The following is a 12693-nucleotide window of genomic DNA, read 5'->3' on the forward strand; positions in this document are numbered from 1 at the left end:
TCCCCTCTACGAGCCTCCGATACACCACCAGAATGCACCGCAGCGGACCGGCCGTCATCAGCGACAGCCAACCACCCACCTCGGCGGTCAGAGGCGAAGCCTCCCTGGGAGACTGCTGAAATAATCGCGGGGTGGGCGCGTCGGCTGGACTCGTGAGGCTGGTGATTAAGACTGGTCTTATGCAAGGACGCGAGGACGCGCAACGCGGGTATTTGGATGTGGAGGCGCTGGCTGGTGAGTTGTTGGCTCCGGGCAGCGTCTTCGCTTTTCTGGCCAAGCATCGGGGGCGCCTGTTTCCGGATTCGATGATGGAGGACCTCTTTCCGTCGCGGCGGGGCCGGCCTTCAGTTCCGGCGCCGGTCATCGGCTCGGTGCTGGTGTTGCAGGCATTGCTCGGGCTCTCTGACCGGGAAACCGCTGAGGCTTTGACTTACGATCTACGCTGGAAGGCCGCGTGCGGATACAGGTTGACTGATACCGCGTTCCACCCGAGCACGCTGACCTATTGGCGAAGGCGTCTGGCCGGGTCGGGAAACCCGCACCGGATCATGGAGGCCATCGCCGAAGTCGTGGCGGACACCGGAATCCTGAAGAGCAAGCGTCGGCGGGCGGTGGATTCGACGGTCCTTGATGACGCGGTGGCGAGGCAGGACTCGGTCACGCAGCTGATCGCGGGGATCCGCCGCTTCGGCCGTGATGTCCCTGACGGCCAGGACCTGCTGAGCACCCACGCCAGGGGGTATGACTACACGCGCACCGGCAAACCGGACATCGCCTGGGACGACCAAGATGCCAAGGACGGGCTTGTTTCGGCGCTGGTGACTGACGCGTTGGCACTGCTGGCCGCGGTCGATCCCGAGACCTTGGACGGCAAGGCAGCCGATGCGTACGCGCTGCTTGCACTCGTCGCCGGGCAGGACGTGGAACCGGCAGAGGATTCGGACGGGACCGACGGGCGGTGGCGTATCGCCCGCAAGGTCGCTCCCGACAGGCTAATCTCCACCGTCGACCCGGACACCCGGCACGCGCATAAGACCCAGTCCCGTCAGCAAGAAGGATTCAAGGCCCATATTGTCATCGAGCCCGACACCGGGCTGATCACCGCCGCCGAACTGACCAAGGCCTCCGGACCGGAGAACAGCGACGGGGCCGTCGGTGCCCGGCTGATCGCCATGGACCCCACGATCGCCGGCACCAGCGTCGACGTCCTGGCCGACTCGGCCTACGGTTCCGGGGAAATGCTCGCCGCTCTCGCCCGCACCGCGCATATCCCAGTGATCAAACCATGGCCCCTCCGCCCTGCCGTCGAAGGCGGGTTCACCCTCGATGACTTCACCGTCGATGAGGCTGCCCGCACCGTGACATGCCCGCACAACATCACCCGCGCTATCACCGCCAAACGACGAGTCACCTTCGGCGCAGCCTGCACCGGCTGTCCTCTCAGAGCCCGGTGCACCGCCTCCCCACGGGGACGCAAACTCGTTCTCCACGAACACGACGCCCTGCAACGCGAACACCGTCAACGCGCCACGGATCCGGCCTTCAAGCACGACTACCGCACCCACCGGCCGATGGTCGAGCGGTCCATCGCCTGGCTCACCCGCGGCAACCGCCGCGTTCCCCACCGCGGCATCACACGGAACAACGCCTGGCTGCACCTACGGATCGCGGGACTAAACCTGCGACGCCTCCTCGCCCTCGGACTGACCATGAACGAGGGATCATGGGCGCTGGGATAATCCACCGCTCGAACCCGGCCAATCAATCCCACCACTGGATGACGCCCCACATCTGAGGCAGAATGAACGCAAGCGGGCGGAACGACCCCGTTGTCGCACCCGAAAGGTGCTGACCAGAACACGCCGCTTGACGGCCATTGGTGGCGTTCCGCCCGCCCCACTGCCGCGTTGTTCAGCAGTCTCCCAGTGAGGCTTCGCCTCTGACCGCCGAGGTGATTGGCTGGCTGTTGCTGATAACGGCCGGTCCGCTGCGGTGCATTCTGGAAGTATTCGGAAAGCGGCCGACGAATGCGGTGATGGTGATGGTTAATGTCAACGAGGTCCTCGAAGGCCATGTGACACTGGATATTCAGTGCCTGGACCGGATCTACCTCAACGGTTACGTTCCGAACCTGCAGGTCGGCGGCCAGGTCGTTTCGTTCATGACCAGACATCTGGGTTATCGAATCCCTTCGCCTGCGATCCTGGAAAAGATCGGCACCGCGTTCCGGCGCTCGGTGAATTCGTTCGCCGAGGCCAACCATGTCCCGTTGATCCGCTTCGCCAAGGAGGACCGGAAGATCGATGTGATGCGCCGCTATATGGCCGCCCAGGAAAGGGTTGGCCGGTCCGGAGTCGTCGCGGTCGGGGTGGCCCAGGAGTACCAGAATGTCTTCGCCTCCGCCGAACGCCAGGGCACCAATGGAATCCCGTGGTTCGGCTTCCATAAGGCAGACCGGCGGGTAACGTGCTTTTACTTCTATCTCTGGGATACCGACTTCGGTGCAGCGTTCATCAAGGTCTGCGCGTATTTTCCGTATCCGATCAAGGTCTGGATCAACGGGCACGAGTGGGCCAAGCGCCAAGCCACACACGCGGGAATCGCCTTCACCGAACTCTCCAACGGATTCGCCTCCTGCGAGGATCCGCAGGCGCTGCAGGAGATCTGCGACCGGCTCGGCCCGGGCACCATCGAGGTCTTCTTCCAGCGCTGGCTCGCCGTGCTCCCGCTGCCGCTGACCGATCACGACGCGGACGCCGGGTACTGGTGGGAACTGTCCATGCGCCAGATCGAGATCTCCCGCACCCTGGTCTTCGACGCACCCCGGCGTGCCCGGGCCTTCTTCGAAGCGCTCGTGACGGATAACCTCGACCTCGGCCGGCCCGAGACACTCGAAATGGTCTTCGGCCGGCAGATCCGCCGCGGGCGCCTGCGCCGGACCCAGGAGGTATTCAAGACCAAGGTCGTCACCCGCGACACCGACGTCACCATCAACGCCTTCTACAAGCATTCACGGATCAAGCAGTACCTCAAGGACGGCCGTGCGCTGCGCATCGAGACCGTCGTGAACTCACCGGACGACCTGGCCTGCCACCGCCGCCTGGAACATCTGCCCGAGCTGCAATCCAAAGCCCGTGACATCAATGCCCGCCTGCTCGATACTGAACGTGTCGGGCAGGGCTGTGTCCTTGCGAGCCCAGCCTTTGAGCGGGTCGCACAGTCCACCCTCACCGAGGATGGCAGGAGGGCCCCGGCCTTGCGGTTCGGCGATCCACGGGTCATGGCTCTGCTCGGCGCATTATGTGTCAGCCTCACCGCCCTCGGATTCACCCACCGGAGCCTGCGTGCCCGGGTGAACCATCTGCTGGGCACCGGCTACAACGCCAACCAAATGAGCTACGACCTCGCGAGACTGCGCCGCAACGGGCTCATCGAACGACGCCCGCACAGCAACACGTACGACATCACGGCCGAGGGCCAGCGCGTCGCCTTGTTCTACACCAAGGTCCACAACCGTTTGCTGCGTCCGCTGCTGGCCGCCGACAAACCGCCCGCACCGCTACCGCTGCGCCGCGCCCTGTCGACCATCGATCAGCACGTCCGCGGCTACATCGACGATGCAAGAATGGTAAACGCCGCCTGAAAACTCAAGACAAACATCAAAGTTCTGACCCCCAAGGAACGCTAGGGCGCGTCTCCTGAACTGGATGAAGCCGTGGAGGATGGCGACACCGTCGCGACTGTCAGGACGCCCCGGGGTCGGCGGCTCGCTGACCTGGGCTTCGAGTAGTCCGTGCTCCGTCTAAAACGCCTTGCAGTTTTCGGTCTGTTGGCGGTTTGCGTTACCACAGCGTTCTCATTCTGGGCACTCCGAGTGTCCGGCTCGGAGACCCGCGGGGCCTTTGCTCCGCCGCCGCGGTCGGAGGCGAAACTCGAAACGCTGTCCGCTGGCATCACGGCCGCCGTGAACATAACCCGGAGCGCGGACGCCCAGTGGCTTATCCGGGCTGCCGCGCAGACCGATATCCCTGCCCGCGCGCTCCAGGCCTACGTGGCTGCGGCCGGCAAGGCGAACGATGCCGCTCCGACGTGCGGGGTTGGCTGGAATACGGTGGCGGCCATCGGCTATATCGAATCCGCCCACGGAACTCACGGCGGCGGAAGCCTGACCACTACCGGGCAGGCGAGCAGGCCGATCGTCGGCCCGAGCCTGAATGGGGACGGCTTCGCCGCCATCCCTGATACGGACGCTGGCGCACTGGACGGCGACGCCCTCTGGGACCACGCCGTCGGACCAATGCAGTTCATTCCGTCCACCTGGCACCTGGCAGGGCGGGACGGGAACGGAGACGGAAAAGCCGACCCCTTCAACATCGACGACGCCGCCCTCAGTGCAGCCAACTACCTGTGCGCCCAAGGCCGCGACCTCACCACCGCCCAAGGGTGGACCGATGCCATCTACTCCTACAACCAGTCCGATTCCTACATGGGCCAGGTACGCGACCAGGCCACCGCATACGCCGCCAAGTCGGGCACCGCCGGATAAGTCCACCGGGCTGACGGCCATGGCGGTGAGGATCCGAAGGCGGATCATTGAGCCCCCTCTCGTAACCTGCGGAGACATGCCCCAAGTTCTCCAGCCATGGGTCCACGTATCTGAGAGACACACACCAGTCGAGCTGACCTCTGATGTCAGCGCCGAATACGGATTCGAGAATCTCCGCGATGAATCGATCACCAGTCCGGCGCACTCACTCCTGACCCCGGACTTGCACTCCGCGCCAAAACTCATCAACGCCACCCTTGACCGGCGATACGTACCGATATATCTTTAAGTATCGCCGAAGGATCGGTGACAATCAGAAAAACCTCAACGGTAGTGGAAGGACGATGCCCGTATGAAAGGCATACACGACAACAAATTCACAGGATTCGGACCGGAAAGGGAACGCTTCGAACGCGGCAGGAGCCGCCGCGGACCCCATGGACACGGCGGGTTCGGGCCGGGCCGCGGATTTGGCCCGGGGTTTGGCCCCGGTTTTGGGCCGGGCTTTGGTCCTGGCGGATCACGCCGGGCCAGCAGGGGCGATGTCCGCTCGGCAATTCTCTCCCTCCTGGCCGAATCGCCATCGAACGGCTACGGGCTGATCAAGACGATCGCGGAGAAAACGTCCGGCGCCTGGCGGCCAAGCCCGGGCTCCGTTTACCCGACGCTGCAGCAGCTCGTTGATGAAGAACTCATCACACCGGTCGGCGATGGCCGGCGCACCGAGTTCACGCTCACCGATGCCGGAAGGGCGTACGTCACCGAGCACGCCGAGGACCTGGACAACGCGTGGAACACCGATCCACAGGGCTCCGGGCCCGCGTTCCACCAGAGCGTGGGAAAGCTCATGGGAGTCATCCACCAGTTCCGTTTCTCGGCAACCGATGAACAACGCAATGCCGCCATGGAAAAAATCGACGAAACGCGCCGCGCGCTGTACCACATCCTCGCCGACTAGCTCCATGAGCCGCCGGACCAACTCCGGCGTCGGCTGCTGGTGCCGGAACGGCCTCCAGCAGCCCGCGCCGGACGTCGGCTCCCCGGCGGCACGGTGATCGGGGTTCGCGTCCGGGCAGGCGGTAAAGTTGGAGTCACTATGACTACTCCTTCCGCGCCCCACACCGCCCCCAGCGAAGCCCCCGGCTCCGCGCTTGCCGCGGTCACCGCCGAGACCCCCGTCCGTGTCCGGTTCTGCCCGTCGCCCACCGGCACCCCGCACGTCGGCCTGATCCGCACCGCCCTCTTCAACTGGGCGCACGCCCGGCACACCAAGGGCACCTTCGTGTTCCGGATCGAGGACACGGACGCGGCGCGCGATTCGGAGGAGAGCTACCAGCAGCTGCTCGAGGCCCTCAAATGGCTCGGCATCAGCTGGGAGGAAGGCGTGGAAGTCGGCGGCCCGCACGAGCCGTACCGCCAGTCACAGCGCCTGGACCTCTACAAGGACGTCGTCGCCAAGCTGATCGACGCCGGCTACGCCTACGAGTGCTACTCCTCGCCGGAGGAGGTCGAGGCGCGCCACCGCGCCGCCGGCCGCGACCCCAAGCTCGGCTATGACAACTTCGACCGCGAGCTCTCTGCCGAGCAGCTGGCGGCGTTCAAGGCCGAGGGCCGCCAGCCCGTGCTCCGCGTGCGGATGCCGGATGAGGATGTCACCTTCACCGACCTGGTCCGCGGCGAGATCACCTTCAAGCCCGGCAGCATCCCGGACTACGTCATTGTCCGCGCGGACGGATCCCCGCTGTACACCCTGGTCAACCCCGTCGACGACGCCCTGATGGGCATCACCCACGTGCTCCGCGGCGAGGACCTGCTCTCCTCCACCCCGCGGCAGGTCGTGCTGATCCGCGCGCTCATCGAGATCGGCGTCGCCAGCTACATGCCGGTCTTCGGGCACCTGCCCTACGTCATGGGCGAGGGCAACAAGAAGCTCTCCAAACGTGACCCGCAGTCCAACCTGTTCCTGCTCCGGGACCGCGGCTTCATCCCCGAGGGCCTGCTCAACTACCTCTCCCTGCTCGGCTGGAGCCTCTCCGCGGACGAGGACATCTTCACCGTGGAGCAGCTGATCGAGCACTTCGACGTCAAGGATGTGCTGGCCAACCCGGCCCGCTTCGACATCAAGAAGGCCGAGGCCATCAACGGCACCCACATCCGGATGCTCCAGCCGGACGACTTCCGCGCCCGGCTCGTGCCGTACCTGCAGGCCGCGGGCCTCGTGGGGGACACCCTCACCGCCCGCCAGCAGGCGATCCTCGCCGAGGCGGCACCGCTGATCCAGGAGCGCATCGCGCTGCTGGGCGAGGCCCCCGAACTGCTCGCCTTCCTGTTCAAGGACGACGGCGCGATCGACGTCGCCGATGACGCCCGCAAGGGTCTCCCGGAGAACCTGGCCGAGGTCCTCGACGCGGCCCTGGCGGCGCTTGAGCCCCTGGAAGACTGGAGCGCCGAAAACATCCAGGCCGCCCTGAAGGAAGCCCTCGTGGAGGGGCTCGGGGTCAAGCCGCGGCTGGCCTTCGGCCCGGTCCGCACGGCCGTGTCCGGCCGCCGGATCTCCCCGCCGCTGTTCGAATCCATGGTCATCCTGGGCAAGGACTCGTCCCTGGCCCGGCTGCGGGCGTTCCGCGGCTGATGATGACCGCACCCGAGGCCGCGGACGGCGTCCTGGCCACCGGCCTCGGCGCCGTCCGCGGTGTCCTCTTCGACATCGATGACACCCTGGTGGACCTCGAGTTCGCCATGACGACGGCGCTGCGCGACGTCAGCGAGCACCTCCTGCCCGGCCTGGACCAGGCCGGGTGGGAGAAGTTCGGACGGATCTTCACCCACGAGACCACCCACTTCTACGACCGCTACCTGGCCGGCGAGCTGAGCTTCAACGAACAACGCCTGCTCCGCGGGGGGGCCGCGCTGCGGCACTTCGGCGTGGAGCTGGAGCCGGGCGAGCCGGCGCAGCACTGGGTCAGCTCCTACGCGAGCCTCCAGCACAGCTACATCCGGGCCTTCGACGACGTCACGCCGCTGCTCGACGCCCTGGACGCCGCCGGCATCCCGTATGGCGCCGTGAGCAACAATGTCCACGACTACCAGCGCGTGAAGCTGGACGCCGCCGGGCTGGCACGCATCAGCGTCCTGGTGGGCACCGACACCGTCGGCGTCCCGAAGCCGGACCCGGCCATTTATCTGGAGGGCGTCCGGCGCCTGGGCACCGGCGCCGGCGAAACGCTGTACATCGGGGACAACCGCCTGCTGGACGCTGAAGGCTCGACGGCGGCCGGCCTCCTGGGCGTCTGGCTGAACCGCGGCGGGGAGCCGGCCCCGGGCTTCCGCGGCCGCGAGGTCGGCTCCCTGCTGGAGCTGCTGGCCTGACTCCCGACAGGAAACCCCGCCAGCTCACCATGATGGCGGGGTTTCTCCTTGCACAAGGCTTCAGACTGCCCGCGGACGGTCTGGCGATTGGGCAGCTGATCAGGATTGGTAGCGAATTATTCGCACGCAATACCGTCCCGGTCGCGGTCCAGTGCGCCCCGGTAGCCTGGCTGAGAGGCATACAGAGGCGCCGCGCCGGCGGCTCGGACTGCATCGCAGTTCGCGTAGTAGGCAACGGGTGCAGGGGGTTCGTACGGTGCGGGTGCCGGGGGCTCGTATGGTGCGGGTGCCGGCGGTACATATCCACTGGCGATCTTTGATGTTGCCGGCGAGGTCGCCCCGGCGGTGGTGTACCCGGTCCTGGATGCTATGACTTTCACTGTAATGGTGGCACCGGCGTCGGCAGCCGTGAGTGTATAGGTAGCGTTCGTTGCCCCGACAACGGCTACCTTGGACCGATACCACTGGTACCTCAGCGTGACCGGCGACGGCGACCAAGGGTCGACGCCTGTGGTTAGCGTGTACCCGACCTCGAACACCCCTGTGATCCACGGAGCGGCCCCGGCCAGCGACCCCTTGGCCACTGCCGCTGTCGCGGCGGAGGATTTGCCGACCGTGGTGTAGCCGGTCTTGGACGCGATGACCCGGACCGTGAGGGTCGCCCCGGCGTCGGCATTGGTGGGCCTGTAGGTGGCCGCGGTCGCGCCGACGATGGCAATGCCGGCACGGTACCACTGGTAGCGGAGGGTGACCGGGGACGGTGACCATGTGCCGGGGTTGGCGGTCAGGGTGTACCCGACCTTGGCGGTGCCGGTGATCCGGGGAGTGGCCCCGGCCAGCGAATCCTTGGCCACTGCCGCTGTCGCGGCGGAGGGCTTGCCGACCGTGGTGTAGCCGGTCTTGGACGCGATGACCCGGACCGTGAGGGTCGCCCCGGCGTCGGTATTGGTGGGCCTGTAGGTGGCTGCGGTGGCGCCGACGATGGCAATGCCGGCACGGTACCACTGGTAGCGGAGGGTGACCGGGGCCGGTGACCAGATACCGGGGTTGGCGGTCAGGGTGTACCCGACCTTGGCGGTGCCGGTGATCCGGGGAGCAGCCCCGGCCAGCGAATCCTTGGCCACTGCCGCTGTCGCGGCGGAGGGCTTGCCGACCGTGGTGTAGCCGGTCTTGGACGCGATGACCCGGACCGTGAGGGTCGCCCCGGCGTCGGTATTGGTGGGCCTGTAGGTGGCTGCGGTGGCGCCGACGATGGCAATGCCGGCACGGTACCACTGGTAGCGGAGGGTGACCGGGGCCGGTGACCAGATACCGGGGTTGGCGGTCAGGGTGTACCCGACCTTGGCGATACCGGTGATCCGGGGAGCAGCCCCGGCCAGCGAATCCTTAAACGTCACCGTCCAAGACGCCGGTGCGCCCGGGGCCAGGCCGTAATCGGTCTGCGCCTTCGCGGTCACCGTGACGGTGCCGGTGCCCGGGTAGGTTCCCGCAGGGACGACCTTTCCACCGACCAGGTAGTCAACACCCGCCATCGCCGGGATGGTGTACGTGTCGTTTGCTGTACCGACCGCATCCACGAAGACCACGGCTGGCGGAGCTATCGGAGACTGCACGGCAGGGACAGGATCAGCCTGTGAAAGATCCGCTGGAAACGTATGTGTCCAACTCGTGTTCCCCAGCGGGAGCAGAATGTAACCAGGTCGTGCACTTGCAACGACGGTTACGCTGCCTTTACCTGGGTAGGTTCCCGCGGGGATAACCTTGCCGTCCAGTACGTAGTCCACGCCCTGACTTTCGGGAATCGTGTAACTGTTGCCAAAGGCTCCCGTCCCGTCGAGATCCACGAAAGTGACATCAGCGGCGGCGGTCAGGTACGGCGTGGACGTAAATGTCGTGCCCCAAAAAATCGGAGTACTAGCCCGGATTTTTCATCGGATGGCGGTCGGGGCGCCGGGCCTGGTTTTTGCCGTCCCGGCGGGCTGAATCGGATTTCGGGCGTGGCTGAAGGCCCGGGGGCGCCGGGCGGTGCGCGGGTTTCCACTGATCCCGTTGGTGTTCTTCTTTCCTGCTCGTGATTGTCCGGGGGGCTGTGGTGTCAGGTCCGCAGCAGGGGTGCGGGGCGGTTCGCGGCCGCGGCGATCCGGCTGATGGCTTCGAGCAGGGCGGCGATGAGGGGTTGCTCCGGCGCGGCGGCGGGCAGCAGCAGGTGGTTCCGGCGGGCGCGGGTGATGATTTTCCCGGCGGTGGCGAAGAGCCGGTAGCGCCAGCGTTTGATGTCCCAGCCCCGTGCTTTGTGGCCGTCGGGCAGGGCGGTGAGCTGGAGCCAGGAGACCAGGTTCGCGGCCAGGACCGCGAGGTTGGCCCAGGCCTGGTTGGCGGCGAAATCGAAGAAGGGGAGCTTTCCGAGCCCGGTGTTCTTTAGGGTTTTGATGCGGTTCTCGGCCCGGCCGCGGGCCCGGTGCCGGGCATCCAGAAAAGGTCCGTGCCAGCGCGGGGCATTCGTCAGGAACGCTGTCACACGGTGACCGTCGATGTCGAGCAGGGTCGGTGTCGCGCCGGGGTGCAGCGGTTCGGCGCGCAGGAAGATCTTCGTCCCGGGCGGGTAGTCCTGGAGCGGGATCACCTGGGTGGCGTTGATGACCCAGGCGTTGTCGCGTTCGACCCCGTCCTGGTCCAGGGCCGGCTGCCAGTATTTCTTGTCGTTGATCCAGTCGATCATGTGGGCCTTGCCGACCGGAACCGGGTACGAGGCGGAGAACTGCACGCCGCGCGAATGCAGGTACCAGAGGAACTTCCGGGACGCGCCGGCGCTGTCGGTGCGGACCAGGATCTTCTCCCCGTCCAGTTCCTCGTCCTCACCGTAGAGGGCGTCGGGCAGGACGGCGATGGCGGCCTCGAAGATGCGGATGTGGTCCTCGGCGTTGTTCGCGGTTGCCCCGCCGTGGCGCAGCAGCACCGCGAGTTCCTCCCCGGTGCCGCTGCCGGCACCATAATCAATGCTGGCGGTGAACGGGGCGAATCCAAACCCGCCCTTGTAGTTTCCGGTGGCTTGTTCCTTTTCCGAGTGCGAGGTCACCAGTGTGGCGTCGAGGTCGATGAGCAGCGGGTCCGCGGCCGTCGCCTTCACCGCGGGGCTGCGGTCCCCTGCGGCTTCCCAGGCCCGGGTCCGCAGTTCCTTGGCCAGGGTCGAAAAGCCGTAATCGAAGACGTCCGGGTTCTTCACGGTGCGTTCGAAGAACCGCGAGACTGTCGCGTTCGAGGGCACCTGGCCGAACACGCCGGGCTGGGAGCGCAGGATGTCCAGGTCGGAGGCATGCTCGCCGCCGGCGGCGAGCATCACCGCCAGCGACCCGAGCAGCCTCCCGGGCCGGTGCGAGGCCATCGCGGGCACGAACTGCCCGAGCCGGTCCTCGCACAGATCCCGGAACCCGAGGGCGTCGATGAATGACGTCAGGATCCGTCCTCCGGCATGGGAGACCAGAGACTGGCCGGTGAAAGTGACCGGGACGGACGGGAAAACCTTGGTAGGCTGGTGCATCGAAAAGGTGCTCCTTCAAGACACGGAAATAACGGCGTAGACACCCCTATTTTCCCTTGTCAGAGCACCTTTTCGTCTCTTAAACACACCCGTCAGCCCAACATTGATGAAAACCCCGGGCTAGGGGCCAGCCGATAACCCTCCCGAGCCGCTGGGTACACCACCAGCGCGCCGGCGCCCCGGTAGGTTCCCGCAGGGACAACATTTCCCCCGACCAGATAGTCAACCCCGGCCGTGGCCGGGACCGTGTAACTGTCGTCCTTCGTACCGTTTTTGTCCGTGAACGTGACGGCCGCCGGGGTGGCCTCGTAGGCGACCTTGGCCGTAGGCTCGCTCGTGCGGGACTCTGGCGTGTAGCCGGGCTTGGACCCGGTGACCCGGGCCGTAATCGACTTGCCGGCATGGTCGGGACCCAGGACCAAAATGGGACCGGCGGCCCCCACCACCGGAGCACCGTCGGCCAGCCACTGATATGCAAACGTGGTGCCCTCGGTCCAGGTGCCGGTCTCAACACTCAACGTCTGCCCCACCGTGGGCCCGCCGGACACCGCCGGGGTGCTGCCCGCGAGCGTACCGTCGCCGACACTGGCCGTAGGCTCAGTGTCGGCATAGGTTTGCACCGAGCCTCCGCCCAAGGTCGACCAGGACCCGATGACATGGACGGTGATCGCCTTGCCGGCATGCTCCGGGCCCAGAACCAGAGTGGAACCGGTAACCCCGGGCAGCGAAGCACCGTCGGCATACCACCGATAAATAAACGTGGTGCCCGGGGGCCAGGTGCCGGTCTCGAGGCTCAGCGTCTGCCCCACGGCGGCCGTACCGGAAATAGTCGGCGTCAGGTTGTACTCGCCGGAATCAGTCGGCGTGGTGGGCGTGAGCGGGGCAAGGGCATTCTGCGTGGCGACTTTCATAGGCCGGTCAATGACCTCTGCAGGCTCGTGCGACACCGATGTGTTCAGGACTACCGGGCCTTCGACGGCAGCGTAGGCAGGCAAGACGCCGGCGGCGGTGGCAGCCACGGCGACCGCAAGGGCTGCCGCCAAGCGTCGTGTCCACGATGAGACGGTTGTAGCGCGGCAAAACTCGGACACGAATCCCCCAATTATTCGAACAACTTCAACATTCAACTGAGAGAACTATGCCACGGCGAGAACCGCTGCATCGATTACCGCCCCATGACCTCGGCTACGTGTCTTGGCATGGGGTGGATGCCCGGAGCTGACGGGGCGGTCGCCTGGAT

Annotated in this window: 9 protein-coding genes; 6 read left to right on the top strand and 3 right to left on the bottom strand. The window is 66.1% G+C overall.

What is annotated here, in order from left to right:
• The first annotated feature begins 179 nt into the window (after positions 1 to 179).
• The 6 genes from ACQCSZ_RS05475 to ACQCSZ_RS05500 all read left to right on the top strand — a co-directional run bounded on the left by ACQCSZ_RS05475 (position 180) and on the right by ACQCSZ_RS05500 (position 7915).
• Positions 180 to 1739, top strand: coding sequence for an IS1182 family transposase (locus tag ACQCSZ_RS05475; protein ID WP_427007061.1), 1560 nt, complete (start codon positions 180 to 182; stop codon positions 1737 to 1739).
• Positions 1740 to 2035: 296 nt separating this feature from the next.
• Positions 2036 to 3643, top strand: a complete 1608-nt coding sequence (locus tag ACQCSZ_RS05480) for a hypothetical protein (RefSeq protein ID WP_427007062.1) — start codon at positions 2036 to 2038, stop codon at positions 3641 to 3643.
• A gap of 321 nt (positions 3644 to 3964) precedes the next feature.
• The gene (locus ACQCSZ_RS05485; RefSeq protein ID WP_427007063.1) at positions 3965 to 4546 is read left to right on the top strand and encodes a lytic transglycosylase domain-containing protein; all 582 of its coding nucleotides are present in this window, start codon (positions 3965 to 3967) and stop codon (positions 4544 to 4546) included.
• A 352-nt stretch (positions 4547 to 4898) separates the two neighbouring features.
• Positions 4899 to 5504, top strand: a complete 606-nt coding sequence (locus ACQCSZ_RS05490) for a PadR family transcriptional regulator (protein ID WP_427007064.1) — start codon at positions 4899 to 4901, stop codon at positions 5502 to 5504.
• Positions 5505 to 5642: 138 nt separating this feature from the next.
• A complete protein-coding gene (gene gltX, locus ACQCSZ_RS05495; RefSeq protein ID WP_427007065.1) occupies positions 5643 to 7178 on the top strand; it encodes a glutamate--tRNA ligase in 1536 nt (511 codons plus the stop codon).
• Between the two features lie 2 nt (positions 7179 to 7180).
• Entirely contained in the window at positions 7181 to 7915 is a 735-nt protein-coding gene (locus ACQCSZ_RS05500) for an HAD family hydrolase (RefSeq protein ID WP_427008259.1), read from the top strand.
• A 116-nt stretch (positions 7916 to 8031) separates the two neighbouring features.
• On the opposite strand, the gene ACQCSZ_RS05505 is transcribed toward ACQCSZ_RS05500, so the two are convergent.
• The 3 genes from ACQCSZ_RS05505 to ACQCSZ_RS05515 all read right to left on the bottom strand — a co-directional run bounded on the left by ACQCSZ_RS05505 (position 8032) and on the right by ACQCSZ_RS05515 (position 12496).
• The gene (locus ACQCSZ_RS05505; RefSeq protein WP_427007066.1) at positions 8032 to 9528 is read right to left on the bottom strand and encodes an excalibur calcium-binding domain-containing protein; all 1497 of its coding nucleotides are present in this window, start codon (positions 9526 to 9528) and stop codon (positions 8032 to 8034) included.
• 482 nt (positions 9529 to 10010) lie between these two features.
• Entirely contained in the window at positions 10011 to 11453 is a 1443-nt protein-coding gene (locus ACQCSZ_RS05510) for an IS1380 family transposase (protein ID WP_427006199.1), read from the bottom strand.
• 92 nt (positions 11454 to 11545) lie between these two features.
• A complete protein-coding gene (locus ACQCSZ_RS05515; protein ID WP_427007067.1) occupies positions 11546 to 12496 on the bottom strand; it encodes a hypothetical protein in 951 nt (316 codons plus the stop codon).
• Positions 12497 to 12693: the final 197 nt, after the last annotated feature.

The sequence above is a fragment of the Pseudarthrobacter sp. H2 genome (assembly GCF_050157045.1).
Lineage (GTDB): Bacteria > Actinomycetota > Actinomycetes > Actinomycetales > Micrococcaceae > Arthrobacter.

Coding starts and splice junctions, on each gene's coding strand:
- ACQCSZ_RS05475 (WP_427007061.1), top strand. CDS start 180: ATGCAAGGACGCGAGGACGCGCAACGCGGGTATTTGGATGTGGAGGCG.
- ACQCSZ_RS05480 (WP_427007062.1), top strand. CDS start 2,036: ATGGTGATGGTTAATGTCAACGAGGTCCTCGAAGGCCATGTGACACTG.
- ACQCSZ_RS05490 (WP_427007064.1), top strand. CDS start 4,899: ATGAAAGGCATACACGACAACAAATTCACAGGATTCGGACCGGAAAGG.
- gltX (WP_427007065.1), top strand. CDS start 5,643: ATGACTACTCCTTCCGCGCCCCACACCGCCCCCAGCGAAGCCCCCGGC.
- ACQCSZ_RS05500 (WP_427008259.1), top strand. CDS start 7,181: ATGACCGCACCCGAGGCCGCGGACGGCGTCCTGGCCACCGGCCTCGGC.
- ACQCSZ_RS05510 (WP_427006199.1), bottom strand. CDS start 11,453: ATGCACCAGCCTACCAAGGTTTTCCCGTCCGTCCCGGTCACTTTCACC.